Origin of the sequence: Bacillus sp. FSL L8-0358 (genome assembly GCF_038593095.1) — a bacterium.
GTDB lineage: Bacteria > Bacillota > Bacilli > Bacillales > Bacillaceae > Bacillus > Bacillus subtilis.
Genome location: NZ_CP151962.1, coordinates 567,857 through 594,843 on the forward strand (window position 1 = coordinate 567,857; position 26,987 = coordinate 594,843).

The 26,987-nt window shown below is 40.5% G+C and carries 32 protein-coding genes and 1 pseudogene; 15 read left to right on the plus strand and 18 right to left on the minus strand.

Features of this window, described 5'->3' with window-relative positions; translation table 11 throughout:
- Positions 1-70: 70 nt before the first annotated feature.
- A complete protein-coding gene (locus NYE49_RS02960) occupies positions 71-1,519 on the plus strand; it encodes a PLP-dependent aminotransferase family protein (protein WP_174616606.1) in 1,449 nt (482 codons plus the stop codon).
- A gap of 117 nt (positions 1,520-1,636) precedes the next feature.
- Here NYE49_RS02960 and NYE49_RS02965 read toward each other — a convergent pair whose 3' ends face one another.
- A complete protein-coding gene (locus NYE49_RS02965; RefSeq protein ID WP_015482859.1) occupies positions 1,637-2,260 on the minus strand; it encodes a flavin reductase family protein in 624 nt (207 codons plus the stop codon).
- Positions 2,261-2,349: 89 nt separating this feature from the next.
- Here NYE49_RS02965 and NYE49_RS02970 point away from each other — a divergent pair, with 89 nt between their 5' ends.
- Positions 2,350-3,030 carry a winged helix-turn-helix domain-containing protein gene (locus tag NYE49_RS02970; protein ID WP_047182150.1) on the plus strand — a complete coding sequence of 227 codons (681 nt, stop codon included), beginning with the start codon at positions 2,350-2,352 and terminating at the stop codon, positions 3,028-3,030.
- 79 nt (positions 3,031-3,109) lie between these two features.
- Here the strand turns inward: NYE49_RS02970 and NYE49_RS02975 are convergent, their stop codons facing one another.
- The 3 genes from NYE49_RS02975 to NYE49_RS02985 all read right to left on the minus strand — a co-directional run bounded on the left by NYE49_RS02975 (position 3,110) and on the right by NYE49_RS02985 (position 3,964).
- Positions 3,110-3,553, minus strand: coding sequence for a carboxymuconolactone decarboxylase family protein (locus NYE49_RS02975; protein WP_015482861.1), 444 nt, complete (start codon positions 3,551-3,553; stop codon positions 3,110-3,112).
- 85 nt (positions 3,554-3,638) lie between these two features.
- Positions 3,639-3,818, minus strand: coding sequence for a hypothetical protein (locus NYE49_RS02980; RefSeq protein WP_080030634.1), 180 nt, complete (start codon positions 3,816-3,818; stop codon positions 3,639-3,641).
- Positions 3,815-3,964 carry a hypothetical protein gene (locus tag NYE49_RS02985; RefSeq protein ID WP_015382874.1) on the minus strand — a complete coding sequence of 50 codons (150 nt, stop codon included), beginning with the start codon at positions 3,962-3,964 and terminating at the stop codon, positions 3,815-3,817. The genes NYE49_RS02980 and NYE49_RS02985 overlap by 4 nt, the downstream gene beginning before the upstream one ends.
- Positions 3,965-4,206: 242 nt before the next feature.
- Between NYE49_RS02985 and NYE49_RS02990 the strand changes: the two genes are divergently transcribed.
- The 3 genes from NYE49_RS02990 to NYE49_RS03000 all read left to right on the plus strand — a co-directional run bounded on the left by NYE49_RS02990 (position 4,207) and on the right by NYE49_RS03000 (position 8,348).
- Positions 4,207-5,430, plus strand: a complete 1,224-nt coding sequence (locus NYE49_RS02990; RefSeq protein WP_047182151.1) for a sensor histidine kinase — start codon at positions 4,207-4,209, stop codon at positions 5,428-5,430.
- Complete coding sequence (ydfI, locus tag NYE49_RS02995; protein WP_015382876.1) at positions 5,423-6,064, plus strand: two-component system response regulator YdfI; 642 nt, start codon at positions 5,423-5,425, stop codon at positions 6,062-6,064. The genes NYE49_RS02990 and ydfI overlap by 8 nt, the downstream gene beginning before the upstream one ends.
- 112 nt (positions 6,065-6,176) lie before the next feature.
- On the plus strand, positions 6,177-8,348 hold the full coding sequence (locus NYE49_RS03000) for an MMPL family transporter (protein WP_100506836.1): 2,172 nt from the start codon (positions 6,177-6,179) through the stop codon (positions 8,346-8,348).
- A 412-nt stretch (positions 8,349-8,760) separates the two neighbouring features.
- Here NYE49_RS03000 and NYE49_RS03005 read toward each other — a convergent pair whose 3' ends face one another.
- The 4 genes from NYE49_RS03005 to mneP form a co-directional block, all read right to left on the minus strand.
- Complete coding sequence (locus NYE49_RS03005; protein ID WP_047182153.1) at positions 8,761-9,663, minus strand: carboxylesterase; 903 nt, start codon at positions 9,661-9,663, stop codon at positions 8,761-8,763.
- 202 nt (positions 9,664-9,865) lie between these two features.
- Complete coding sequence (locus NYE49_RS03010; protein ID WP_015382879.1) at positions 9,866-10,555, minus strand: DUF554 domain-containing protein; 690 nt, start codon at positions 10,553-10,555, stop codon at positions 9,866-9,868.
- Positions 10,556-10,644: 89 nt separating this feature from the next.
- Positions 10,645-11,457 (minus strand): MerR family transcriptional regulator, encoded by an 813-nt coding sequence (locus NYE49_RS03015; protein WP_047182154.1) that lies wholly within the window; start codon positions 11,455-11,457, stop codon positions 10,645-10,647.
- Between the two features lie 112 nt (positions 11,458-11,569).
- Complete coding sequence (gene mneP / locus NYE49_RS03020) at positions 11,570-12,463, minus strand: manganese transporter MneP (RefSeq protein ID WP_047182155.1); 894 nt, start codon at positions 12,461-12,463, stop codon at positions 11,570-11,572.
- Between the two features lie 466 nt (positions 12,464-12,929).
- Between mneP and NYE49_RS03025 the strand changes: the two genes are divergently transcribed.
- From NYE49_RS03025 to NYE49_RS03040, 4 genes are all read left to right on the plus strand, one after another.
- A complete protein-coding gene (locus NYE49_RS03025) occupies positions 12,930-13,550 on the plus strand; it encodes a nitroreductase family protein (protein ID WP_047182156.1) in 621 nt (206 codons plus the stop codon).
- 15 nt (positions 13,551-13,565) lie between these two features.
- Positions 13,566-14,504, plus strand: a complete 939-nt coding sequence (locus tag NYE49_RS03030) for a ring-cleaving dioxygenase (protein WP_047182157.1) — start codon at positions 13,566-13,568, stop codon at positions 14,502-14,504.
- A gap of 98 nt (positions 14,505-14,602) precedes the next feature.
- Positions 14,603-14,992, plus strand: coding sequence for a DoxX family protein (locus tag NYE49_RS03035; RefSeq protein WP_003234169.1), 390 nt, complete (start codon positions 14,603-14,605; stop codon positions 14,990-14,992).
- 185 nt (positions 14,993-15,177) lie between these two features.
- Complete coding sequence (locus NYE49_RS03040) at positions 15,178-15,516, plus strand: thioredoxin family protein (RefSeq protein WP_015482866.1); 339 nt, start codon at positions 15,178-15,180, stop codon at positions 15,514-15,516.
- Between the two features lie 49 nt (positions 15,517-15,565).
- Here the strand turns inward: NYE49_RS03040 and NYE49_RS03045 are convergent, their stop codons facing one another.
- From NYE49_RS03045 to NYE49_RS03060, 4 genes are all read right to left on the minus strand, one after another.
- On the minus strand, positions 15,566-15,802 hold the full coding sequence (locus tag NYE49_RS03045; protein WP_015482867.1) for a spore germination protein: 237 nt from the start codon (positions 15,800-15,802) through the stop codon (positions 15,566-15,568).
- 218 nt (positions 15,803-16,020) lie between these two features.
- Positions 16,021-16,314 (minus strand): hypothetical protein, encoded by a 294-nt coding sequence (locus tag NYE49_RS03050; RefSeq protein ID WP_041517676.1) that lies wholly within the window; start codon positions 16,312-16,314, stop codon positions 16,021-16,023.
- A gap of 32 nt (positions 16,315-16,346) precedes the next feature.
- Positions 16,347-16,574, minus strand: a complete 228-nt coding sequence (locus NYE49_RS03055) for a spore germination protein (RefSeq protein ID WP_015482869.1) — start codon at positions 16,572-16,574, stop codon at positions 16,347-16,349.
- Positions 16,575-16,697: 123 nt separating this feature from the next.
- Positions 16,698-17,282 (minus strand): DUF421 domain-containing protein, encoded by a 585-nt coding sequence (locus NYE49_RS03060; protein ID WP_015382887.1) that lies wholly within the window; start codon positions 17,280-17,282, stop codon positions 16,698-16,700.
- A 203-nt stretch (positions 17,283-17,485) separates the two neighbouring features.
- On the opposite strand from NYE49_RS03060, the pseudogene NYE49_RS03065 reads away from it, so the two are divergent.
- Positions 17,486-17,979, plus strand: a pseudogene (locus tag NYE49_RS03065) (DUF421 domain-containing protein); the annotation flags it as partial.
- A gap of 14 nt (positions 17,980-17,993) precedes the next feature.
- Here the strand turns inward: NYE49_RS03065 and cotP are convergent.
- From cotP to NYE49_RS03080, 3 genes are read right to left on the minus strand one after another with little or no spacing between them, the layout of a single operon-like run.
- A complete protein-coding gene (gene cotP, locus NYE49_RS03070) occupies positions 17,994-18,425 on the minus strand; it encodes a spore coat protein CotP (protein WP_015482870.1) in 432 nt (143 codons plus the stop codon).
- A 12-nt stretch (positions 18,426-18,437) separates the two neighbouring features.
- Complete coding sequence (locus NYE49_RS03075; protein ID WP_014475957.1) at positions 18,438-18,680, minus strand: spore germination protein; 243 nt, start codon at positions 18,678-18,680, stop codon at positions 18,438-18,440.
- Positions 18,681-18,693: 13 nt separating this feature from the next.
- Positions 18,694-18,966 (minus strand): spore germination protein, encoded by a 273-nt coding sequence (locus tag NYE49_RS03080; RefSeq protein WP_038827544.1) that lies wholly within the window; start codon positions 18,964-18,966, stop codon positions 18,694-18,696.
- Positions 18,967-19,320: 354 nt separating this feature from the next.
- Between NYE49_RS03080 and NYE49_RS03085 the strand changes: the two genes are divergently transcribed.
- The 3 genes from NYE49_RS03085 to NYE49_RS03095 all read left to right on the plus strand — a co-directional run bounded on the left by NYE49_RS03085 (position 19,321) and on the right by NYE49_RS03095 (position 20,897).
- Positions 19,321-19,920, plus strand: coding sequence for a TetR/AcrR family transcriptional regulator (locus NYE49_RS03085; RefSeq protein ID WP_047182158.1), 600 nt, complete (start codon positions 19,321-19,323; stop codon positions 19,918-19,920).
- Positions 19,917-20,261 (plus strand): DoxX family protein, encoded by a 345-nt coding sequence (locus NYE49_RS03090; RefSeq protein WP_015482872.1) that lies wholly within the window; start codon positions 19,917-19,919, stop codon positions 20,259-20,261. Before NYE49_RS03085 ends, NYE49_RS03090 begins: the two co-directional genes overlap by 4 nt.
- Before the next feature lie 162 nt (positions 20,262-20,423).
- A complete protein-coding gene (locus NYE49_RS03095; protein ID WP_015382892.1) occupies positions 20,424-20,897 on the plus strand; it encodes a GNAT family N-acetyltransferase in 474 nt (157 codons plus the stop codon).
- A gap of 10 nt (positions 20,898-20,907) precedes the next feature.
- On the opposite strand, the gene NYE49_RS03100 is transcribed toward NYE49_RS03095, so the two are convergent.
- Positions 20,908-21,237 carry an HIT domain-containing protein gene (locus tag NYE49_RS03100; protein WP_174616607.1) on the minus strand — a complete coding sequence of 110 codons (330 nt, stop codon included), beginning with the start codon at positions 21,235-21,237 and terminating at the stop codon, positions 20,908-20,910.
- A gap of 484 nt (positions 21,238-21,721) precedes the next feature.
- On the opposite strand from NYE49_RS03100, the gene NYE49_RS03105 reads away from it, so the two are divergent.
- Positions 21,722-22,903, plus strand: coding sequence for an MFS transporter (locus NYE49_RS03105; RefSeq protein ID WP_047182159.1), 1,182 nt, complete (start codon positions 21,722-21,724; stop codon positions 22,901-22,903).
- A gap of 18 nt (positions 22,904-22,921) precedes the next feature.
- The gene (locus NYE49_RS03110; protein ID WP_047182160.1) at positions 22,922-23,488 is read left to right on the plus strand and encodes a TetR/AcrR family transcriptional regulator; all 567 of its coding nucleotides are present in this window, start codon (positions 22,922-22,924) and stop codon (positions 23,486-23,488) included.
- A gap of 40 nt (positions 23,489-23,528) precedes the next feature.
- On the opposite strand, the gene vmlR is transcribed toward NYE49_RS03110, so the two are convergent.
- Positions 23,529-25,157 (minus strand): ABC-F type ribosomal protection protein VmlR, encoded by a 1,629-nt coding sequence (gene vmlR / locus NYE49_RS03115; RefSeq protein ID WP_047182161.1) that lies wholly within the window; start codon positions 25,155-25,157, stop codon positions 23,529-23,531.
- A gap of 322 nt (positions 25,158-25,479) precedes the next feature.
- Positions 25,480-26,856, minus strand: coding sequence for an amino acid permease (locus NYE49_RS03120; RefSeq protein WP_014475969.1), 1,377 nt, complete (start codon positions 26,854-26,856; stop codon positions 25,480-25,482).
- Positions 26,857-26,987 lie beyond the last annotated feature (131 nt).

The window sequence follows — 26,987 nt, forward strand, 5'->3', positions numbered from 1 at the left end:
TTTGGTGATATGGCTTCAACCAGTTAAATGGATTTTGACCCAACCAATTTATTTTAAGGAGACCGATTCTATGAGCTTTCCAGAAGAAAAAAAGATGAAAAAGCTCCCTAAGTACAGACAAATCGTTCATTTTATTAAAGAGAAAATAGGAAATGGAGAGTGGCCGATTGGGAGCAAGATTCCAAGCCAGCGCACGCTTGCAAAAGATTTTCAGGTAAATCGGAGCACAGTGATTACAGCGTTAGAGGAATTGATGGCCGATGGGTTAATAGAAGGCACAATGGGGAAAGGCACAGTTGTTATCAACAACACATGGACACTGATGGCTAAGAATTCTGCTCCCGATTGGGATCAATATGTCACCTCTGGCATTCAGATGCCAAGTCGGAAAATCGTTCAAGAGATAAATCAATCAGAATCAAATACAGACCTTATACAGCTCAGTAAAGGTGAACTTTCAGCTGAGATTTTTCCTTTGGCTGTTATGAAAGAAATGATGGGGAAGGTATCTCAACACATGGAGGCATTCGGATATGAAGAACCAAAAGGTTACTTACCTTTGAGGGAGGCATTAAGCAACTATTTAAAAACCATTGGAATCAACGTCTCATCTTCTTCCATTCTGATTGTCTCAGGAGCGTTGCAAGCCTTGCAGCTGATATCAATGGGGCTGTTACAAAGAGGATCAACCGTTTATCTTGATCAGCCCTCCTACCTTTATTCATTACACGTATTTCAATCAGCTGGTATGAAGCTGACTGGACTTCCTATTGATAATGAAGGACTTTTGCCTGAAAATGTTCATTTAACAAGAGGAGAGCGGGGAAGGGCTATCTTATATACAAATCCATGTTTTCACAATCCGACTGGTATTCTTATGTCTAAAAAGCGGCGTGAAGAGATCCTAGCAGTAAGTGAGAATACACAGCTTCCTATTATTGAAGATGACATTTATCGTGAGTTATGGATCGATGAAATTCCGCCATATCCTATTAAAACAATTGATAAAAATGGACACGTACTGTACATAGGAAGTTTATCGAAAACATTAAGCCCAGGTTTGAGGATTGGATGGATCGTCGGACCGGAACCGGTGATTGAACGTTTATCTGACATTAAAATGCAAACAGATTACGGATCCAGTTCGCTATCCCAGAGAGTAGCGGCAGAGTGGTTTACTTCCGGCCACTACCAGCAGCATGTAGAAAAGGTTAGGCAGCAATTAAAGGTGAGAAGAGAATTGGCCTTGAGTGCTATAGAAACTCATTTGAAAGATGTGGCGACATGGAATATCCCAAAAGGAGGGTTTTTTGTCTGGATAAAAATATTGCCTTCCATATCAATGAAATTACTTTATACTAAAGCCTTATCAAAAGGGATTCTGCTCAATCTCGGCAGTATCTATGCTCAGGAAAAAGGGAATTATATTCGCTTATCATATGCTTATGCATCTCTTGAAGACCTTCAAAAGGGGATTTATGAGTTGGGTTTAATGATAAAAGAATTGGCAAGTAAGTAACTTTTATATCCTTAAATGTATGTTTCACTAAAAAAGAGATCAAGCCTAATGATCGCTTGATCTGATAATAACAAGGGTTACTAGAATAGACCAAATCATGGCTTGGTCTTAAAATGATCATGTCTCTGAACGAAAAGTCTTTCCGACTTCTCTTCCTAAACCAAAGTAATGTCTGAAATTATAGATAAGCGGGCTCCATTTGGAAGGGTCGATATGGTTTTCGTCCAGTATAATACTTTCCTCGGCATGAAAATGTAGTGCCTGCGTCTCTACAATTGCGAATGACGATTCATATTCTGGAAGCCGAATGTGTTTCACTTCGGCTTCTATTTGGATAGGGCATTCTTTGATTCGTGTTGGTGATACTGTTTTTGATTGTAAAGGCGTTAACCCTGCTGCCTCGTATTTTTCTTTTTTATATGTAAATCCGAGCTGTTTCTTCAAAGGCGGTATACTCTTTTTTCCGCTATAAGATGAAATTCTTTCAATGTTTTCCCATAATTCCGGGCCAGGCAAGTTTATGACACACTCTTTGTGTCTTTCCAAATTGTCGATGGCTTTTCCTCCCAGTCCTACTCCAAGGATTATATAATGTCCAAGAGCCCAAGAAGAAGACATAGGACTAATATTAGTGGTTCCATCCTCATTCAATGTGGTTAGAAGAAATGTCGAGGTACCATAATACATGATCTTGGGTTTGATTTCTTTAAATCGACGAGTGTCTCGTTTTTTGATGTTCAACGTTTTTTCCTCCTTGTCACGCTTACATTTATATTGTAAAGGATTAACATTTCAACTATCATCGAAATATGAATGTAAGGAGGAAAATCATGAATCCTAATATTGCAAAAATCTCTTCGTTGCTTTCAGATCCCTCGCGTTCTTCCATTCTTCTCAGTCTAATGGATGGAAGGATACACCCTGCGGGAGAGCTTGCATATCTCGCTAACATTAAACCTCAAACCGCAAGTTTTCACCTGAATAAATTGCTTGAAGCAAAGCTGATTAGCGTAGAGAAGCATGGGAGACATCGGTATTACAGATTGTCTGACTCAGATGCTGCAAATGTGATCGAACAATTGCTTCATATTGCGCCTAAAGCAAAAGTCAAATCTTTAAAAGAGTCAAAAGAGAAAAAGGACTTGCATTTCGCCCGTACCTGTTATGATCATTTGGCAGGTTATGTGGGCGTGCAAATGGCACATTCACTAGTTGAGCGGGGGATGTTAAAAAAAGTTGATTTAAACTTTGAGGTGACTTCAGAGGGTGCTTTATTCTTTTCGAAGTTAGGCATCAATGAAGAGCAACAACGGAATAAGAGGAGAGCTTTTGCACGCTGCTGTTTGGATTGGAGTGAACGGCAGCATCATATTGCAGGAGCATTAGGAAACGCCCTATTGGTGCGCATGTTAGAAGAAGAATGGATCGTTCGTATGCCTAAAACGAGAGCGATTAGGATTACACAAAGCGGGAAAATCGCGTTTGAGAAGCATCTAAACGTGAAGATTTAGGATTTTGAAGCGGAAACACCAGATGATGAGGCACGATATCTAGGAGGAGTAAGATTTGTTCTAATCTTACTCCTTCTTCTTATTTTGAAGCAGCTCGATTCCCCATTGCAATAGAGATGCGGTTCCAACTGTTTATTTGATTAATGATCAGGACAAGGTCAACATATTGTTTCTCATCATAATGTTCCCGCACCCGATGATATAGCTCATCAGGAACCCTTTTAGATGGGATGAGCGTGATGTGTTCAGATAGTTCGAGAGCCGCTTTCTCTTCAGGTGAGTAAAAATCACATTCATTCCAAGCATGTAAACAGTAAATTCGCTGTTCAGTTTCGCCCATTTTGCGGGCATCAGAAGTATGCATATCTAAGCAGAAGGCACAGCCGTTCATTTGAGAGACTCTGATTTTAATTAGCTCTCTCGTAGTTCGGTTAATTGAAGATTGTTTCGTGTATTTCTCCATATCCATCATGATTTTCATACCTTCAGGTGCAATCTCATAGTAGGACACTCTTTGACTCATAAGGCAAGACTCCTTTTCGTAGAATACCTAGATTGTATCCCGGTATTGATCATTTTACCAATGTGCGGTTTGAATGACAGCTGTTTCATTGTCTTTTGGAAAGAAGCTTCTTTGAATAAAAATAAGGGTAGCCAGCAATGATGAGTGGAGCTGCTAATGCAAGCAGTCTCCATGAGCCTGATTGGCTGTCTTTAGTGACTCCAATGAATATATAAGTACCGATCAGAAAATATAATAAAGCGCCTAAAAACCAATACATGTTCATTCCTCTTTTTCCTTGCATGTGATTTTTGATTGAGTATGTTTGTCTTTCTCATTGCTTAATCGATCAAGGCACTGATTTTTTAACACTTTTTCAGTCCGGATTCCTTTTCTTTTTAATGATAAAATTGTGAGATCAATCGATTTCAATGATGATCATTCCTTTTAAATAGTGACTTCTCCATTATTGTAAATGGAAATTCGGAAAGATAAAACGTACATAAAGGCAGAACGCTTATGTACGTTTGGGCAATGATCCATGTTGGAAACGCTTATGCTTCACCGCATCTTTGTATTGTTGAGTACCTTCTCTTCCTATAAAATGATGGGATACATGTATATGTGGCTGGAGTGTATATCGCTTCTGCCAATGGAAAGGAAGTGAATGAGGTTTGCGTATCAGGAATCCTTTCAAAGAAAAATACTACTCGCATGATAGACGGGCATTAAACATGCTTGCGCTCAGAGTGCCAGGGCTGGCTTTTATTCTCATGATCTATGTAGCCTCTGTCGTGCTGCAATTTATTACTGCGAGCTGGTCCATTTTATTGCTTAATGTCTTCACGATATTGATGGCTGTTTTTTCTTTTCTGCATTGGCATTCATATCGCTGGGTGAAGAAAAGGGTCATTCTATACTTTGTACTGCAAGGTTTGATCACTTTTACACTTGCTAATCTCATGACGGGCTTCTTAGTGCTGGTCCTCATTGGCCTTTATGCATTTTTGATTGGACAGATTATAGGAATGGCAGACAGAAGAAAAACTTTCCTCATTCTATTTTTATTGCTTCTTCTGTTAATAAATGTAGCTAATCAGATTCACAAAGGTGAATATTTGCATTTTATTGTGATTGCTGCACCTATCATGATCGTGATTATTACTTATGCCGCTACATTATTTGCCCAAGTCGATGAAAGGATAAAAGCGCAGCTGACTCTCGAAAGGCTGGAGCTGGCTCATCAGCAGGTAGAACAGCTGACGCTGCAGAACGAAAGACAGCGGATGGCCCGAGACTTACACGATACGCTTGCTCAAGGTCTTGTCAGTTTAAATATGCAGCTGGATGCGATTCATGTTCATCTCGCCAAAGGCAACACAGAGAGAGCGAAGGAAATCATACAACAATCGATGAAAAGAGTGAAAAGCACATTAGCTGATGCACGTTCAGCTATTGACGATCTCCGCAGCAAATCAGAAGAAATCGGTGTTTTAAAAGAAAGAATTACCTCGCTGATGGATCATTTTATAGAGTCGACAGGCATGGCTTGTTTATTAGATTACAGATTGCATCAGGTGCTGGATGTGCGTACAGCTGAAAACTGTTATTACATCATTGGAGAATGCATGACGAATGCGGCAAAGCATGCTGAGGCGAAAACAATCTGGATATCCATTTGGGATGATGAAAAGGGAAGGCTCCATTTAACAGTTAAGGATAACGGCAAGGGATTTGATGTTGAAAAAGGAAAGAAAAAGAGAGGACATTATGGGCTTCTTGGCATACAAGAACGCGTCAGGGCAATAAATGGCCAATTCAATATCAAGAGTACAAAATTGAAAGGAACACAAATTGAGATCACTGTACCAATTCAGGGAGAGATGCAAGATGAATAAGGTTTTAATCGTTGATGACCATCTTGTCGTGAGGGAAGGTCTGAAGCTTTTAATTGAAACGAATGATCAATACACCATTATAGGAGAGGCGGAAAATGGAAAAGTCGCAGTCCGTCTTGCAGATGAGTTAGAACCGGATATCATTCTGATGGATTTGTATATGCCGGAGATGAGCGGGTTAGAGGCCATTAAACAAATAAAAGAAAAACACGATACCCCCATCATTATTTTGACTACATATAATGAAGATCACTTAATGATCGAAGGGATTGAATTAGGAGCGAAAGGATATCTGTTAAAGGATACGAGTTCAGAAACTCTTTTTCACACAATGGATGCAGCGATCAGAGGTAATGTGCTGTTGCAGCCTGATATCCTCAAACGTCTTCAAGAAATCCAATTTGAGCGGATGAAAAAGCAGCGCAGTGAGACGCAGCTGACAGAAAAGGAAGTCATTGTTCTAAAAGCAATTGCTAAAGGTCTTAAAAGCAAAGCGATTGCCTTTGATTTGGGCGTCTCTGAGCGAACAGTAAAGTCCAGATTAACGTCCATTTACAATAAATTAGGCGCGAATTCAAGAACTGAGGCAGTAACGATTGCCATGCAAAAAGGTATTCTGACAATAGACAACTAAACTCCATATTTGAAAATTGCCCAAACGTACATGCCCGAATGTACGTTTTTTTTATTTCATTCTCCACTACAATGAGAAATGTGATCAAGCAATGTGTTGAAAGGAGATTATCATGTCAAAAATGTTATATACATTAGGAGGATGGGTTGCTCGCAATCGCATAAAAGTAATATGTGCGTGGATCGTTGTGTTAGTTGCTTCGATAGGCCTTGCAGTCACCTTAAAACCAAGTTTTTCTGAGGATATGTCCATACCTGACACACCTTCGGAAAAAGCGATGGATGTGATTCAAAAAGAATTTCCTCACGGTCCTGATAAAGGGAGCATACGGGTTATTTTCGGTGCTGGTGATGGGGAGAAACTTACTGGGAAGCCAGCAAAAAAAGCAATAGAAGATACGTTCAAAGAAATCAGTAAAGATGATTCTGTTGACTCGATTGCAAGTCCTTTTGTGACAGGGACAATCGCGAAAGATGGCACAGTTGCCTATGCTGATATCAAGTATAAATCATCAGCAGATGATATAAAGGATTACTCTATCAAACACTTAAAAGACAGTTTGAAAATGGCTGATGATGAAGGATTGCAAACTGAGCTAAGCGGAGATGTACCGGGAGCCGAGATGGAGATAGGCGGTGTCTCTGAAATTGTCGGCATTATCTTGGCTTTTGTCGTTTTAGCCATTACATTCGGTTCTTTATTAATAGCAGGTTTGCCGATTTTAACTGCACTGATTGGTTTAGGTGTAAGTATTGGACTGGTTTTGATTGGGACACAAGTATTTGATATTGCTTCCGTCAGTCTTTCATTAGCCGGAATGATTGGCCTTGCTGTTGGTATTGATTATGCTTTATTTATTTTTACGAAACACCGCCAGTTTTTAGGCGAAGGCATACAAAAGAATGAATCAATTGCGAGAGCCGTGGGAACAGCGGGAAGCGCAGTCGTTTTTGCCGGACTTACAGTTATCGTTGCACTTTGCGGATTGACTGTCGTTAACATTCCTTTTATGTCTGCGATGGGGCTGACAGCAGGGCTTAGTGTACTGATGGCTGTTTTGGCTTCCATCACACTTGTGCCTGCGGTCTTATCGATTGCAGGGAAGCGGATGATTCCGAAATCAAACAAGAAAATAGAAAAACAAAGCACTGAAACAAATGTCTGGGGACGCTTTGTCACCAAAAATCCTATCATGCTAAGTGTATGCAGCATTCTGATTTTGCTCGTCATTAGTATCCCGTCTATGCATTTGGAACTGGGCTTGCCTGATGCTGGGATGAAAGCTAAGGATAATCCGGATCGCCGGGCATATGACTTGCTTGCCGAAGGCTTTGGAGAAGGATTTAATGGCCAATTAACAATCGTAGCGGATGCCACAAATGCTGCAGAAAATAAGGCGGAGGCTTTCGCAGATGCAGTGAAAGAAATAAAGGGCTTAGACCATGTAGCAAGTGTCACCCCTGCAATGCCTAATAAAGAAGGGAACTTTGCCATCATTACGGTCGTTCCGGAAACAGGTCCAAATGATGTCACAACAAAAGATTTGGTACACGATGTACGCAGTTTGTCAGATAAAAACGGAGTAGATTTGCTTGTTACTGGATCGACTGCAGTGAATATTGACATTTCAGATCGCCTGAATGATGCGATACCGGTGTTTGCTGTACTTATTGTTGGATTTGCGTTTGTATTGCTGACCATCGTTTTCCGTTCGCTGCTTGTGCCGCTTGTTGCTGTTGCAGGTTTCATGTTGACGATGACAGCCACTCTTGGAATCTGTGTATTTGTCTTACAAGACGGGAATCTCATCGACTTTTTCAAAATACCTGAAAAAGGGCCGATACTCGCCTTCCTGCCGATTTTATCTATTGGCATTCTGTTCGGATTAGCCATGGATTATCAAGTATTTCTTGTCAGCAGAATGCGTGAAGAATATGTAAAAACTAAGAATCCAGTACAAGCCATTCAGGCTGGATTAAAACACAGTGGTCCTGTTGTTACCGCAGCCGGCTTGATCATGATCTTCGTGTTTGCAGGATTTATCTTTGCCGGCGAAGCTTCTATTAAAGCCAATGGGCTGGCTCTTTCCTTTGGTGTACTCTTTGATGCCTTTATTGTAAGAATGACACTGATTCCAAGTGTCATGAAGCTGATGGGGAATGCAGCCTGGTATTTGCCGAAATGGCTGGACAAGATGATTCCGAATGTGGATATAGAAGGGCATCAACTGACAAAGGAAATACAGCCAGAAATAGATCATGAACAAAAGAAACAAATCATGTAATAGAAAAAGCAGATCTTTTATGATCTGCTTTTTTAATTATGGTATTATTTGGAAGATTAAGTCGGCAGTTAAAAGGAGACGCTTATGGCGCAATCACTCATTTTCGATATGGATGGAACTTTGTTTCATATTGGCAGAAGCTGCGTCATGCTAGCAGGCATCCCAGGAGAAGTGATAAAGCACATCAAATGATTTTTTTGACGCTGCCTTCTCTCCATAATGCCTAGGTTCTTGATAATTCTAAGAATAAACCAACTGATCATATAAGAAACCTAAAGAAACAAGCACACAAAACCAGCTGCGGGTTTTGTCCAAGAAAAATAGAGTCCATAAGAGAGACTCTATTTTTTGAAATGCCCGGCTAGAAGCATATTCAGGACTTTAGAAATGCAAATCACTATCTTATAGGCCCTTACCGTGAAATGCCTGTTTCTGCACTGAAAAAACGCATTACACGTTCATTTACGTAAGCGGGTTGTTCCATCGATAAAACATGTCCGGCATTTTTAATGACTTCCGCCTCAATATCAGGAACGAATGAAGAGGCTCGGTGCAGGGCTGAGTGGGGATCATAGATGACTTCATGTTCACCAAGTAATAATAGGATAGGAACTCTTGCTGAATGTAATTCCTCATCGGTAAAAACATACGGAAATCCGTCGGCTTTAGGATTTGGATTTCTTGATCCATCCTGCCACATTACCCCTGCCTGAAACTGCTTCACAAAAATCGGGTGCAGCACATTCTGATCATTCATCATCCAATTTAAGAATTTTTCAACTCCATTTGACGCTGTAAGGCCAAGAGCGTATTTGTAGAAATCGTGATGAAATGGCAAAAACGTTTCTGCCGGACTCAGTATAGCTGCGCTTTTTACTCTCTCAGGCATACGTAAAAGGAAATTCATCGTATGGAGACCGCCAAGCGAAAGTCCGATCATGTGGGACTTTTCGATCCCCAGATTGTCAAACACATCAAGAAGCCAATTGGCGTAATCCGTTCTTGTACCGCTTAAATTCTCAGGAATACTCTTGTTTTTATCACCTATGATATCAACTGCATAAGTTCTGTAGTTGCTGCTCCAATCGGCGATGTTGGGATACCACATCGTCGAGCTGAATAATGCTCCGTGGAGTAATACAAGCGGCGGGGCATCCTCTGGGCCGCTTGCAATCACATGTGTTTGACCAAAACGAGTAGATATATAGAATGATTTGCAACGGACCGGCCAAAGACTAAGGCTTTCATTATAAGTTTGATAATAGCGGATACCGTTGTCACTTAATTCGGGAATACTAGATGAATGGTTTGACATACAAATGCCCCTCCCAATTTTGTTTATATGAATGTGCCGTTTCGTGATGGGGAATCTGATTTTGATATAACAGACTTTATTTACAATATAATACAGTTGTTATTCGACGTCAAATCCAAGATGAAAAGGAAATAAAACGATTGAAACAGATTATTGAAAATCAATATAACAGAATATTAACCTCCTTTGTGGAGCCGCTTCATTAAAACCGCAATTCAAATGCATGAATCACAAAAATCACAACAGGAGGGATCAAGAGGGAAGGCAGCAAATTCAATGTTTTGAACTTCTTGATTCCAAGAATGCTTAGACCTGAACTGAGGATGAGTATGCCTCCCACAATTGTGATTTCATTAATAAGGTCTGTATTGATTGCGCTCTCCATTACTTTAGCAAATAAATAGATGGAGCCTTGCCAGGCAAATAATACAATGGCAGCAGCCGCTATTCCAAAACCAAAAGTTGAAGCGAGCACAATGGAGGTGATCCCATCTAACATCCCGTTTGTCAGGAGATATGTATAATCTCCATGCAAAGCGGCTTCAACAGGGCCCAATATTGACAGCGAACCGATACAAAATAATAAGACCGCAGTTGATAAGCCCTCTGCTAAATTGCTTTTAGAAAATTTGTTCACCAGCTTGTTGAATCGTAATTCTAAATTGATGATCTGGCCTAGCAAACCTCCAATGGCTAAACTCACGATGAATAGAATGGGATATTTACTATCAGGCAAATGCTGTGTAATGGCGTTGATCCCCAGCGCGACCGCAGCGAATCCCATTGCCTGCATCAAAATATCCTGGTATTCATCTTTAATGCCTTTTTTGAATATCCCCCCGATTATGCTTCCTGCAATGATCATCACTGTGTTAAAAATCGTTCCAAACATAAGCTTTCTCCTCCAAAAATCATTCCTGCATAAAAAATAAACCCTCTAGTTAGTAGAGAGTCAAGGGAGATAAAAACATATTCATGAGATTATTTGATGGGCAGCAGGATTTCAGTCACGTAATTATCTAGGTTATTCGTAATGCCATAATCAATGAGTGTGATTTCGATTGAGTCCCCTGCTACCTCATAATGATGTTCTTTCATATATGCCAGTAATTTTTTGTAGTATGGTTCGGCTTCTGGATGTGACCCTTTAAACCTAATTTGCAGATATTCTTTTGAAGGAAAGATGATTTCTGAAGAAGTTTTTTCATTTTCATCTTCAAGAATCATAAATATACTGGAATATTTGTCAAACTGTTTTGCTTTCACATTTGCTGCTGATATGGATAAACCGATCTTGCCTATGAATATATCTTCGTTCACATTCAGGTGGGTTCTCAATTCAGCTAACGAATGTTCGATATCATGGCCGAGAACATATTCATGCTGCAAGTAAGCCACACGCATTGCAGGAAGTTTGATTTTTGAAATTTGATGTAACGGCATGTTAACGGCATCTTCTATATGTGCGATGCGTCGGGAGATCTTTCGTTCGATGCGTTCCAATTCTTTCTTCTTGCGATCAATTTCAGCCTGCTGGCTTTTTAGTAAATGAAGAAGAGTGTTTGTATTTTGAGAGTTATAAAAATCAAGAAGCTTATTGATTGGCAGGCCTAGGGCCCTCAAATACTTGATGGTATCCAGCCGCTCAAACTGTTGGGTAGAATAATATCTATAGTTCGTTTGCTCGTCTTTATATTCCGGTTTCAAAAGACCGATTTCATCATAATACCGAAGAGCAGAGATTTTCACATTGAATAACTTTGACACTTCTCCAATCGAAAAAAATTCCTTCATTCTAACAACCTTTCTGTCCCTATGATTGATATACACACATTATATAGTACGGCGAGTTCTAAAGGTAAAGTTTGCAGCATAAAGAAAAAACTCCTTCTAAAAAAGGAGCTTTTCATTCTTCGAAATAAGGATTCACATGGATGAGCACTTCTTCTACATCTGAAAACTGTCTTTTGATTTCATTTCGAATTTCGCGGGCAATGTCGTGTCCCTGCTTAATTGTCAAATCATAATCCAAAGATAAACGGACATCAAGCAATTTATAGTGGCCATGTTCTCGCGCGCGGATTCTATCGATTCGTTTTACCTGATCACATTGAAAAATAACAGCTTTATATTCCTCTATCAGCTCGGGATCAACACTCTTTTCCATGAGCACATCAACAGACGGCCTGATTAATTCCATTGAAATCTTAAAAATGAGGTAAGCAACGATTGCACTGGCAATGGCATCGGCGTACAACAGATAGGACCATCCGCGGGTGTTTCCGATGATAGCCAACAGGACGCCGATAAAAGCGGCAAGAGAGGCCACGATATCGCCTTTATGATCGTATGCGATCGCTATAATCGCCTTACTGTTCCATTTCTCCCCCTGTTTGATGGAATAACGATATAAGATCTGCTTAGCCATGTAGGAAATCAGTGCCGCAAACAATGCGCTATATTGGGGAACGCTTGGCCCTTTAACAAAGGACAGAATCGCTTCTATGAGGATATAAACGGATACGATCACTAAGATAATTCCTACAATCGCCTCACTAATGACTTCAGCTTTTCCGTGACCAAAAGGATGGTCTTGATCGGGCGGTTTATTGGAAATGCCGATCACTGCCAAGACTGCAATCGAAGCAACGACATCTGCCGCGGAATGTATTCCGTCTGCAAACACGGCTTCACTATCGCCTACCAGCCCAAAAAAGACCTTTCCTGCCATTAAGATCAGATTGGCGATCAATGCAATCAAAGCAACTTTTCTGCTTATTTGTTCTCTTTCACTTGCCATTTTTCCCTCCTATAAAACTGCACAAAAAAATAGGAGTGCTCTATATACGCTCTCCGTATCCTTTCTTGTGTAATCACTTTGCTTATCATACCAATTCAATTTCGAGTGGGTCTATAGCAACGTTGTTTCCTGTTTACTAATAAATAAGGTGACAGAAAAAAAGTTGGAGTTGTGCTAAAAGGTCATACAATGAGTTCTAATGTAACAACAGTGATGATTCGCAATTAAAATGCTGTCGTCAGAGAAAAATTTCCACCTGATTCTCAAAAACCTATTGACATGAGAAGATCTGTATTTTATTATTATCTCATATTAAAGATATTTTAATTCGAGATATTTGATTGAAAAGATCAGCGATCAAGCGCAATTCTAAGTGTTCAATCGTTGTCAGTTCTTTTACACAATATTCAATATGATTTTTTATAACATAATATCTCGAATTCGAGATAAAAGGGAGTGTAGCGTAATGGCTGAATTTACACAGTTAGTCAATGAAAGACGATCTGCAAGCAATTTTCTTTCAGGTCATCCAATCACAAAAGAAGATCTCAATGAGATGTTTGAATTGGTTGCATTGGCACCATCGGCTTTTAATTTGCAGCATACAAAATATGTGACGGTTCTTGACCAGGACGTAAAAGAAAAGCTGAAGCATGCCGCAAATGGACAATATAAAGTGGTTAGCTCTTCTGCGGTTCTCTTGGTATTAGGGGATAAGCAGGCATATCAACAAGCGGCCGATATCTATGAAGGTTTAAAGGTATTGGGGATATTAAATAAGCAAGAGTATGACCACATGGTGCACGACACTGTTTCGTTTTATGAAAACAGGGGAGAACAATTTAAGAGAGATGAGGCGATAAGGAATGCTTCACTTTCTGCGATGATGTTTATGCTGAGTGCTAAGGAAAAAGGCTGGGATACCTGCCCGATGATCGGCTTTGATGCGGAAGCCGTAAAACGGATTTTGAACATAGACGACCAATTTGAGGTTGTCATGATGATTACGATTGGAAAAGAAAAAACAGAGAGCAGAAGACCGCGCGGCTACCGGAAGCCTGTGAATGAGTTTGTTGAGTATATGTAAAAGGAGCGGATAAAAATGGCTAAAAAAACGATGGGAATTCATCATATTACGGCGATTGTCGGTCACCCTCAAGAGAACACAGATTTCTACGCAGGAGTGCTTGGGCTTCGTTTGGTCAAGCAAACTGTCAATTTTGATGACCCAGGTACGTATCATCTTTATTTTGGGAATGAAGGCGGGAAGCCGGGAACAATCATTACCTTCTTTCCGTGGGCCGGAGCCCGCCAAGGCGTCATTGGAGACGGTCAAGTTGGCGTGACTTCGTATGTCGTGCCGAAAGGGGCTATGGCATTTTGGGAAAAGAGACTAGAAAAGTTCAACGTTCCATACACCAAAATCGAGCGCTTTGGGGAACAATATGTAGAATTTGATGATCCTCATGGACTGCACTTAGAAATCGTGGAAAGAGAAGAAGGAGAGGCTAACAAATGGACTTTCGGAGATGTAACGCCCGATGTTGCCATTAAAGGTTTTGGGGGTGCAACCCTATTATCAGCGCAGCCTGACAAAACCGCTGACCTTTTAGAAAACATCATGGGGCTGGAGCGAGTCGGCAAAGAAGGAGACTTCGTTCGTTATCGTTCCGCCGGTGATATCGGAAATGTGATTGACCTTAAGTTAACGCCTATTGGCCGCGGGCAAATGGGGGCCGGAACGGTGCATCACATCGCTTGGCGGGCTAACGATGATGAAGATCAGTTAGATTGGCAAAGATATATTGCTTCCCACGGATATGGTGTAACTCCTGTTCGGGATAGAAACTATTTTAATGCCACTTACTTCAGGGAACATGGGGAAATCCTGTTTGAAATCGCAACTGATCTCCCGGGCTTTGCACATGATGAAACACAAGATACAATGGGCGAAAAACTGATGCTACCTGTGCAATATGAACCGCATCGCACACAAATTGAACAAGGGCTGCTGCCGTTTGAAGTAAGAGAGTTAGATTGATTTGACACATAAAAAATAAAGAAACATATATTCAATTGATGATTGCTGGATACTGTCAGCAAAGAATCAGATGAAATCAAAGATGAGGAGAGATACAAATGGAAGATGCAGGACTGTTGCTTATTCGTATAATGATTGGTGTGGTGTTTTTGTTTTATGGCACACAAAAATTATTCGGCTGGTTTGGCGGATACGGGATTAAAGGAACCGGACAATGGTTCGAATCAATTGGGGTGAAACCAGGAAACGTTGCGGCCGCGCTATCAGGTCTTGGGGAGTTAGTAAGCGGAATTCTATTTATTTTAGGCGTATTCCTCCCGCTTGGAGCTGCTATCATAACGATCATTATGTTAGGTGCCATCGTAAAAGTCCATGGAGCGAAAGGTTTTGCGAATGGCGCGGGAGGTTTTGAATATAACCTGGTGCTCATTGCAGTTTCCATAGGGGTTGCACTCATCGGTTCAGGAGCTTACGCTTTGCATTTTTAATAAGAAAGTATGTAAGAACAGTTGCTGCTTGTCAGTAACTGTTCTTTTATTTTGATATTTTCGGCAAACTTGCAGGTACTCTGCAAAGCAAAAAAGCGGATATCATAAATATAAATCTGTATAGTGAATGATACGTATTGATGAGCTTGGTCATGAAAAACAGACCTATTTGAAGGAGTAAATGGATGAAAGAGATGACAGGATTACATTCATTAGATTCTATAGAAAATTTTATCAAACAGCACAAATTCAGTTTTATTTATATATCAAGGCCTGGCTGTACAGTATGTCACGCAGTTCTGCCCCAGCTCAGAATAGTATTGGATCAGTTTCCAAACATCAAATTGGGGCATATCAATGCTGACGATGTAACAGAGGTCGCCGGCAGATTTTCAGTTTTCACCGTTCCTGTGCTTCTTTTGTTCATTGATGGGACTGAGTTTCTAAGAGAAGCCCGTTTTGTTCATTTTGAACAGCTTGAACAAAAGCTGAAAAGGGTTTATCGATTATATGAAGGTGAATAAAGAAATAAGGTAAATAAAGAACTCAAATGAGTTCTTTTTTTGCATCAATTTATTCTTCACTAGGTGAAGAAGGGTTATCAACCTGCCCTTGATCACTTGTATCATTATCACAACTTGCTGAAATAATAATTGAATTAGAAGGAGAATAATCTCCTAATGTGAAATTGACTCCGTAATTTTTGCTGTTCGCAGTATGGCTGTTTTGCAAGTTTTGTCCGATATCTGTATTGGCGTTTTGTGTCATTCCATTTATCGTGAGATTTGAAATGTTGATTTGAGATCGCATGCTTCAAAAACTCCTTTCACTCAGAAGTAGCCGTCATAGAGGACGCTGGCAGTCTATTTACTTCTATGATATTGCGTTTTTATATCATTGCATCAACATAATGGTAAAAATAATAGCGCCTCTTTAAGCGAGTGATTGAGCATCTTTTTTGAAGATGATCAACCTATCAGCAGAAATAAAGCCGCCTGATAAAGAGGCGGCAGATCGTTATATGTCATCTATGAATTTGATGTATCGTTTTTCGTTTGCCTAAAGGATAAGATGGTCGTTTTTAATGATGAGTAGGAGCCTATAGCAGCGTAGCCATAAAACCAGCCCATAAATACGCCAGAAAAGAGGCTGTGTCGATGGCTTATGAAAACAGAAATGACAAGGCCTGTTATTAAGGCAACTGACGGTACAAATGTTTTGGGGATTTTCAATAATATTTTGAGGATTTGGGTTATCAATATAATGATTGGAACAGCTATTACAGCATCCCAAAAGTTTGTGTGAATAATTGGAAAATCCATACGGCACCTCATGAAGTGTTCATTTCTTATGTTTACGCTAAAAGCTTGGAAAGCAGTTCTTGGACCGCATTTGTAACATGTAGGGCTTGATTGGCGGAGCTTGTTTGGCTTAAAGCATTGGATTCAAAAACCAAACCTGTATTATTCCCTCCGGAACCATCTGTCTCTTTAGAAACAGAGAAAGGGCTGATGGAGAATGCAAAACCGTTATTAAAAATGCTGTTTCCGGATATCGAATGAATATATACTGGGAATTTCATCTTTCATCTCTCCTCTCTGTTATGACTGTTTATACAATATGGTGTGTGAGCAGCAATTGCTTAAACAAAACGGCAAAAACATTCAACGAGAGACAAAAACCTGCAAAATTCCACAAGTGCCTGTTAATGCAGTTTTTTAGGGATGTTTTTTTTATTCTTTTTACCAATTTCATCAAAAATATTCTGATTGCTAGACAAATGGGCTTGTCCGTCCTTATTTATGAAATCCGGGTGAATGAGTTTTTTCAGATCCCTGACAGTTAAGGGTTTGGCGTCATCAGTTAATTCTATTCCTAATTGCCCGTTTGCCTCTAATGTCGCAATTTTGACATCTTGTATAGCCGTAACGCCGTGAAGCCTTAGATGCATTTCAAGTTGATCAACTGTAAGTCTCATCTTCTTTAAGTTTTCGATATGAAGCTGTCCGTTTTCAATAACAACTTTTGCTTTTCCGGTCAACATCTTTTCAATGAAGTTCGATCTCATTTGGATCCATTCTATAACGATGAGTGTTATTGTGAAAATTGCCGCCGCAATTAATGTTTTGAAAAGGCTGTACTTGATGATTGGCTGCACGATAATAGTTCCGATTGAAATCATGACAACCGTTTGAGTTGAAGTCATTTGTGCGATTGATTTCATTCCTGAAATTCTCAGCAAAATGACTCCGGCTACAATGAGAACAAGAGATTCCCAAGTGAAATTCATGCTACCACCTGACCAATGATGAATTAGATTTGTCATGGGATTGGCTTTTCTATCGGCCAATCGCAATTTAATATATCCGAAAGGCAGTTGGTTCATTCTGTCCTAAACCAAACGATATTTTTGGTATAGATGGATATATTAAGCCAAATAATGATAGCAGCAGGAGTTTTTTGGCCAAAACAATCTGGGAGGCGGGGAACGCCATTTTTCTTATTTCGTTCTGTCGATAAAGAACAGGAAGCTGAGGAAATTTTTTGCTGAAGATCCTACAGTGCTGATTCAAAACGGGAAGATACTTGAATCAAATATGAGGAAAATGCGTTACACACTTGATTATTTTAATCAGCAATTACGGGAAAAAGAAATATTTAATATCGAAGAAGTACTTTTTGCCATTCTTGAAACGAATGGTCAGCTGACTGTGTTAAGAAAACCGCAATTCCGGCATGTGACCAAACAGGATTTAATGATTGCGGTAAACCAAGAACACAGGCTTCCGATAGAGCTTATTATGGACGGAGAAATCATTGAGAATAATTTAAAGCAGAATCGTTTGACGGAATCCTGGCTTTTGGAAGAATTGCGAAAAAGAGACATAAAGGTGAAAGAGACCGTGTACGCAGTGCTGCTGGGTAATGGGGATATTTATGTGGATCAATATAAAGACCATATATCAGCCCCTATGGATAAGGAATGAAGGAACAATCAATCTTAAAGCCCCTTATTGAACGCAATGGTTTCAACTTGTCTTGGGTACGAAATGTGCAGAAGCCCGTTTAACATCTGAAACTGTAATAAATGAAATTCAGTAGCTTCAGGAAGCTGAATCGTCCGCTCAATTTCGCCGTAATACCGTTCACGCTGCACCTCCATTTCGGCTGGAAAAACCGGCGTGATCGTTCCTTTGATCAGCAGCTGGGTTTTAGATAGTAAGCGGATCGTTAATTCTTCCTCATACAAACCGGGCATTTCCACAATGATAAAATTATATTCTTCATCTTGATAAAAGTCGTAAACGAGAGTATAGGTGTTGGTATTAAAAAATTGTTCCGGGGCTTTATACTTGAGCACATTTGTCCAAAAGTCATTTTGCTTATATTCATTTGTAATCTCAAGCCACTTTCTCATTTTTTCGAGATCCATCTAGGATCCTCCTTAAATTTGGTTTGAAATCGGTGCAGAAGGGTTTCCAATTTGGTCTTGATCACTGATATCAGTATCGAGGTTCCCGGTATTTAAAAGAGAAGAAGAAGGCGAAAAATCCCCTAGAGAAAAGTTTGCCCCAAAGTATTTGCTGTTCGCTGTATGGCTGTTGTGTACGGTTGGACCGACATCAATATTTCCGTTTTGTGTGACGCCGTTCACCTTAATATTTGCGATGTTAATTTGGTATGGCATAGCGAAACTCCTTTTAATCTAAAATTGGTGGTACTGGAAGCTGAGGAGCATTCATAGTGGTATTATCAGAGTTTCCGAGTTCTGTCTGGTCGTTGACATCAGGATCATTTAAGAAGTTTTCCATGATTGATTCTGCAGGTGATGTATCACCGAAAGAGGAGTTGATCCCTTGGGATTTATTATTTGCGGTATGGCTGTTATGCGCGGCTTCACCTATTGTAATTGAACCATTGCCCGAAATACTGTTGATCTTTAAATAATATAGGTTGATTATTGTAGACGGCATCCCATCACACCCTTCCATCATTCTGTACAGTACATTATGCGCCGCTGCACCCAATTGTTCCTTGCATTTGCGGGCAAAACTCTATCTGGCCCCGGAGTGATGCTCGTTAGAAAAAAAGAATAAAGTTTGTCACAGCCTGAATTTCAATCTATTGGCAAATACTTATCAGTGAATGAAAAGCCATTGATATAGGAATCAATGAATTGATTCAGTTATTCGAAATACATGAGACCCTTTAATAAAGGAAGCTGGCAAACAGGATCAGTTTGAAATCATTGACAATGAAGTTAATGCCATGAAATAATACTCGTGAGTAATATTACTTGCGAGTATTATTTTTGGGGGTGGTCCTCGTTGAAAAGTAAAAAAGGACGTAAAGGAGAAGAAAGCCGGAAACGGTTACTCAAAGCTGCCGCTAATGAATTTTCGATTCGGGGATTCCATGACGCGAAGGTAAGTGAAATTGTGAAAAAAGCTGGGTTCACACAGCCTTCATTTTACCTGTACTTTCAAAGCAAAGAAGCCATCTTTGCCGAGTTAATCACCGATTTTCACTCTCGAGTCAAAAAGCTGACAGAGTCACTTCTTCTGGAAAACGGATTAAACACGGAGGATGTGTCAAAACGGGTACTGCTAGCTGTAGAGACTGTTTTTCAATTTTTGGCTGAGGACAAGGATGTAACCAAGATCGGCTTTTTTCTCAACCCGGAAGCAAAACAAATGAAAAAAGACTTGGCGATGGTTTTGAAAGAGAATTTAGAAGCAGAACAGCGGCTTGGCTATTTTCACTCTGAACTGGATATGGAAACTGTCGCTGAGTGTTTGGTCGGCATGATTGAACATTTAACCGATTCATTTTTGTTAACCGGAATCAAAGATCCGGCAAGCCTCGCAGCAGAGGTTGTGAATCTTTTAATATACGGGATGCTTCCGAAAGGGAATGACGTAAGATGATATCTATTATTATGAAAGTCAGTTTGACAGTTTTTATGCTTGCGGGAGGCATCATAAAGGTAAGCCGCGTTCCCTTTCAAGTTGAGCATTGGCGGCATTATCAATATCCATTATGGTTTCTGACTGTTACTGGCATTCTTGAAATAGCCGGGGCACTTGCTATGACCGCGGGAATTTGGAATCGGTATGCAGCGATTGGAGCAGGTGTTCTGTTTGTCGTTCTCATGGCGGGAGCAATTCATGCGCATATGTTTCGAGCAAGACAATCGGTCATCATGGCGATACCAGCGATGATCTGTTTGATTGTTTCTATCATGATCATCATGGGGAGTTACACGTAAGCTTTTCACTAATGTTTAAGAACAAGCCCATTTGCAGGAAATCTCCTTTTCTTATCGAATAATAGAAAGTCCAGGAATTAACTGAATCAGTAAAATAGAGCTCCATTTCTGCGTTATTCGTCCGGCATCAGCTGGGCTTTTTTTATAAAGGAGGAATACAGGATGGCATTAACTTTGGAAGACATGACTGAGGAAGAGTTCGAAGCCTTTCGCGGGATGTCCGTGCAAAATTATGCGAAACAAAACATAACGTCAGGAACTTGGACGGAAAAAGAGGCATTTGAGAAATCGGAGCAAGCATATGAGAACATGATTCCGAATGGGCGAGACAGCAGCAATCATTATTTTTGGAACATCACAAATGACCAAGGGGAAAGAATGGGCTGGCTCTGGCTGTATGCTGATCCATTTCATCCGCAAAAGGAAGCGTTTATCTATTCCTTTGGATTGTATGAAGCCTTTCGCGGAAAAGGACTTGCTCAATTGGCGCTTCAAACGCTTGATGAAAGAGCAAGAGAGCTTGGTGCGGAAAGGCTGGCTCTACATGTATTTGCACACAACGAGACAGCCGTCTATCTTTATCAGAAGATGGGTTATGCCATGACCAATATACGTATGCGGAAACAGCTGTGCTGACCCCAGACGCTTACTTAAGCGGTTCTCCAAACACAATATGCCAATGTAAATGTTTAGAGTCCTGGTAAGCTCCTAAGTTGGTGATTACACGGCATGCGCCTTTTTCGTCCGTCACCATGGAAGCGACTTCTTGAATGACACTCATTAATTCAAGAAGTAAGTCATGATCGGACTCTTCCAAGGTGATTAACGAAGAGATATGTCTCTTGGAAACAGCTACAATATGAACCGGATAAAAAGGCTTTGTATGATAGTAAGCCAATATGTTATCCGTCTCTATTACCTTATTCACTTTCGTTTTGCCGCTAAATACCTCATCACAGTAAAAGTTTTCAGTCATATGATCCATCTTCATTTTGTTTGTTGGGTTTATCCTTCTACTGTCTTCCGTTATTTCCCTTCTTTTGCATTTGATTTAGGGGAACACTTTTTATCATTTTCAGTTCGTTTTGATGTTTGAAAACAAAATGGTGTCCTATGACGGCAGCAGGCTCTGATCCTTTCCTCCAGTATGGAAATGCCTATCTGGAAGTGGTGACAGGGTACTTTAAGATATAAACAAGGACAACGTGTGTTGTTCTTTTTTTATGTGCATTATTATTGAAATCGTCAACATTTTACGGAGCTTCTCGCCTATAACGATCGAATCAAACTTATTTTCTTTCATTTGGAAGTCTGACTATTGTCAGTTTTTTTGAGTGAAAACATTTAAAAATAAATGGTTATCATAATTTTTTCGTGGATTTCCAGTTTACAATCTGACTATAGTCAGATAAAGTGAGTGTAACCAATTAAATCGATCAACAGAAAAGGAGAAGAAGCTCATGGAGTTACAGGCGGAAAAAATACATACTGCAAAAATGTGGTCCTTATCATTTATTTTTGTCACACTTTCAAATGCCTTTTTATTTATGGTGTTTGAAATGTTATTGCCGACATTGCCATTGTTTGTAACTGCTATCGGAGGAGGGGCAAAGCAAGTCGGATTGGTTACAGGTATTTTTATGATATCTGCCATTGCCATACGTCCTTTTGCAGGGGTTTTGGCAAAACGATTTAATAAAAAATATTTACTTATATTTGGAATTGTTATCAGTGCCTGCTCAACCGGTGCATATTATTTGGCGTCAGATGTGAGCGTCCTATTGCTCATTCGCTTAATACATGGTGCCGGTTTTGGATTAGCAACTACTTATTTTGCCACGATTGCCGCGGAAATTATTCCGAAGGAGCGCCGAGGCGAGGGGATTGGCTATTTTGGGGTAGGCGAAACGATTGCTGTTTCGGTTGGGCCTATGATTGGTATCTCAGCACTGGAGCTTTATGATTTTGAGAGGCTTTTTCTAGGCGGGATGTCCATTCTTTTACTGGCAGTGCTTATGGCTGCACTTGTGCGGAGGCGGCCTGAAGCAAAAGACACGGGTGAAAAGGGAAGGATAAAGATAAAGGTGTTAGAAAGACGTGTGCTGTTTCCTTCGTTTCTAATTTTTTTAGTCGGCATTGCTGCATCTGGGATTATGTCCTTCTTTGCGCTCTATGCGATCGAAAAGGGTTTCCGAAGTGTCGGAATGTTTTTCTTTCTGATTGCAGCAGCCAGTTTTTTTATACGTCTTATCTCCGGGAAAATATTTGACCGATTCGGAGCGGCAGCCATCCTTATCCCCGCATCAATATTCTCAATAGCAGGCCTTTCAATATTATATATTGCCCAAACCAATGCAATGTTTTTTACTGCGGCGATATGTTACGGATTTGGGTTCGGCTCAATATTTCCGGCTATCCAGACATGGTGTATCAATCTTGTAGAAGAGCATGAACATGAGGATGCTATGGGGACATTCTTTAATTTTTTTGATATGGGAATTGGCGGAGGATCATTGTTATTAGGTGTGGTGGCAACGATTTATTCTTATCGGGAGCTTTATATCGCTTCTATTTTGGTGTACCTGTTGTTTCTTTTATTATATATTTTATTTATCTGTTCCAAGAGAAAACGGATGAAATAATTTTGGGAGGGCAGAACAGTGACCCGTGAGAATATAAAACGCACAGCCGTTCGCCAATTTAATGAACTTGGCTACGAGGGAGTCAAAATGGCGCATATTGCAAAAGAATTAGGAATTCGGAAACAATCTCTGTCCTACCATTTCTCGTCAAAAAAGGATCTGCTGATGGAAGTATACCCCGAGATTGTTGAAGAAGAAGTAGCGTTTATCAATGATTTTTTTGAATCACGAAAGCATATGCCAGCCAAGAATCTTATATATGATTTTTTAAAAGAAACACAGGTGCGCTTTCATGCTATGCCTAATGTAGCCTTTTTGCAGGCGATGTCGTTTAAGGCTCCTGCTGAAGTAAGTGATTTTATTTCAGCCCAGTACTTGATGTTTCTGCATGCTTTGAAAAGCCGGGTTGCACTTGTTTTTAAAGAATCGGTCATCACCTGTCCGCCCGAGAAGTGTGCGATAGCCTTCATCACTCTTTTTGACGGGCTGAACATTCAGCTGGTTTATGAGAATAAACAATCATTTGAGCGGTCTTTAGAGATTTCCTTCGATATTTTTTGGCGAGGGCTGAAGGCAAAAGCTTGAAAAATACCAAGGGCGAACAGCCCTTGGTATCCCCTACACGCTATTGATCCAGCTCTTTCATTCGTTTCGTAAGCTCATTGAAAGCCTGATCAAGCTCCTTGTACCCTTTATCATTTGGCGTCATAAAACTGAGCTTGCCCAGCACTTCTTGTCTTTCTGTCTCAAGCTTTAATCGAAGCTCCTCCCGCTCATTTCTTTCTGAAGGAGCGTCGTTTAACTGCTTTTCGATGCCGTTGTTTGAGATGATGAGTTTACTGTTTGTTGTTTTTTCGAGAAAGTATCGGTCATGTGAAACCGCCAGCAATGTGCCGCTGTATTGTGACAGTGTTTCTTCCAGCTGTTCGCGTGAAGGCAGGTCGAGATGGTTTGTCGGCTCATCTAAAATCAGCACGTCTTTTTCCTCCAGCATATATGCCATCAGCTTGATCTTTACACGCTCACCCATACTCATATGCTTGATCGGTTCAGTCCATTGGGCAGCTGTAAAACCTAAGTGCCTCATCAGACTTTGAACGTGCCCTCTTGCTTTGTATGTTTCATGATCAAATAACTCTTCCGGTGTTTGTTCTAAAGGCAAATCAAACACCTCTTGCGTTAAATAGCCGATATTTGCAGACGGCGATACCCATACGCTTCCCTCAGCCGTTTCCTGTCCCAGAATGATTTTCAATAATGTTGTTTTTCCGCTGCCATTGGGTCCTATGATCGCAACCTTTTCGCCGTGCTGAATTGTAAAGTTTGCGTTTTTAAAGAGGGTCCTTTCTCCAAACGCTTTTGTTACATTCTGAACTTCTAAAAAACGTTTTCCTGTTTTGTGGGTTGTATCGATTGAAAAGCGGACTGTATATTCTGGGGTAACGGGTTCCGCCTTTGCTTTTTCCAGCTCTTTTTCAAGCCGCTTCTGCTTGGATTTTATCTGGGCATCCGTACGCTTCGCTTTTACCCTGTGATATTCTTTAAACCCTTCCTTTTTCGTCGATTGGGCGTGGGCTTTTTCCGACCAAGAAGCGAGCTCATTCATTTGTGCTTCAATCCGTTCAACCATTTTTTGCTGCTTTTCATATTCACGCTGCTGGGTGAGTCTTTTCTTTTCCCGGAACTTCATATACCCGGAGTAATTCCCTTTGAATTCAATCAGCGTCTGATCCTCAAGCGACCATATTTTTGTTGCGGCTTCGTCTAAAAAATAACGATCATGAGAAATAAGAATTACAGTGCCTCTATAACTTTTCAGCTGTTGAATGAGAAATCGCAAGCTTTTTTCATCAAGGTGGTTTGTCGGTTCATCTAACAGCAGCAGATCTGCATCCTCTGATAGTCCTTTCGCCAGCCGCGCTTTCAGTTTTTCACCGCCGCTTAACTGTTGGAAATCACGGACGGGCACACGCCATTTCTCCAATAATTTCTTTTCGGCAGGTGTCTGATCCGCAAAGGAATACGCCGCGGTTTCCTGTTCAACCATCGTCATTTTTATATCCTGCCGAAGGATTTGTCCCTGTGCAGGGGCTAAGTCATTGTGAATGAGGTGCAGCAGCGTAGATTTCCCAGCACCGTTTTTGCCGATAATCCCAATGATATCTCCTTGCTGAACACTGGCTTTTATGTTTTTAAAAACAGTCAGATCCTTCACTTCATAGCTGACATTTGTTAATGTTACGATCTCTTTCATCCATATCCCTCGCTTTAAAGGGAGAATAAAAAAATCCTCCCAAAATGTGTTGGAAGGATTAGCCGCGCCGTTGCATGATCAAATAAGCTATTTATTTATAAATAGCAATGTCGTATATATAGAAAATGGGCAGACTAATCCTATTTTTTCTGATTTGAAATATTGATTTCAAACGGTAAAAATAAGATTAGTTAATCATTGTCCACCCATCATCCCTTCTTGTTTGATTACAAATACTATAGCATACCTTCAAATTCAAAAGCAAAGGTCATTTTCATCAAAAAAACTCCTGCACTCATTTTTGAGGCAGGAGTTTCGAGTCTTATTGATGCTTAGCTTTTCTCACTTTATAAATCACAATCAGCAAAATAAACCACACAGGTGTGACAAATAAGGAAACACGAGTATCCTGTGCCAGTGCCAGCACAACCAGAACAAACGCCAGGAACGCAAGAATCAGGTAATTTGTAAACGGATAAAGCGGAAGCTTAAACTTGTTTGTTTTCGCTAATTCAGGTCTTGTTTTGCGGTATTTCATATGGCAGATGACCGTAATCCCCCAAATATAGATAAAGCATACGGTTGAAATACTTGTGATCAGGGTGAATACGCCTTCTGGCATGATGTAGTTTAACGTAACACCGATTAAAATCACGATAGCCGAAAAGAATAAAGCATTTCTAGGCACTTTACGCTGAGTCAGTTTCGCCATTGACTCAGGCGCATTGTGATCTTTCGCCAGGGAATAGACCATACGGCTTGTACTGAATACAGCGCTGTTGCATGCTGAAGCAGCGGATGTCAACACAACAAAGTTGATAATACTTGCAGCCCCGACGATGCCAACCGCAACAAATACTTGTACGAATGGGCTTTCGCTGGGATTGATGACATCCCAAGGATAGATGCTCATAATCACGAGAAGAGCCCCGATATAAAAAAGCAGCACACGGACAGGAATATTGTTGATCGCCTTAGGGATTACTTTTTCAGGGTTTTCTGTTTCACCGGCCGTAAGCCCGACAAGCTCAATGCCGACAAAAGCAAACACAACCATCTGGAACGAGAGGATAAACCCGTGCATGCCATTCGGGAACAGGCCTCCGTGGCTCCAGAGATTTGTGAAGCTGGACACTCCTGAGCTTGTGGAAAAGCCTTTGAAAATCATCACAAGGCCAATGACGATTAACGCCAAAATGGCAATGACTTTAATCAAAGCAAACCAAAATTCTAATTCTCCAAAAAGCTTGACTGTCGCCAGATTCATAATCAGTAAAATAATAAGAGCGATTAAGCCAGGCACCCATTGCGGCACACCCGGGAGCCAATATTGAGTGTAGAGCCCGACTGCTGTCAGATCAGCCATCGCAATGGAAATCCAGCAGAACCAATATGTCCAGCCGGTGATAAATGCTGCCATATCGCCTAGGTAGTCTTGTACAAAATCCACAAAAGAGTGATAGTTCAAGTTTGATAACAGCAGTTCACCCAGCGATCTCATAATTAAAAAGCAAATGATCCCTGTGATCATATAAGCAAATAAAATCGACGGTCCGGCAAAATGAATCGATTTGCCTGAGCCGAGAAATAAGCCTGTCCCAATGGCTCCGCCGATGGCGATGAGCTGGATATGCCTGTTTTTCAAGCCTCTCTGCAACGTTTGCTGATTTATATTGTCTTTCGTCATGTCGTCTGTCACTTTATGTGTTCCTCCATTGAAAATTGTTTATTGAGTCAGCAATCTATTTTTAATGATTATTATAACACTAAAATTTCTATCTTTTTTACTAAAAAAGGATTGATGAAAAGAATTTTAATGTGATTTGGACT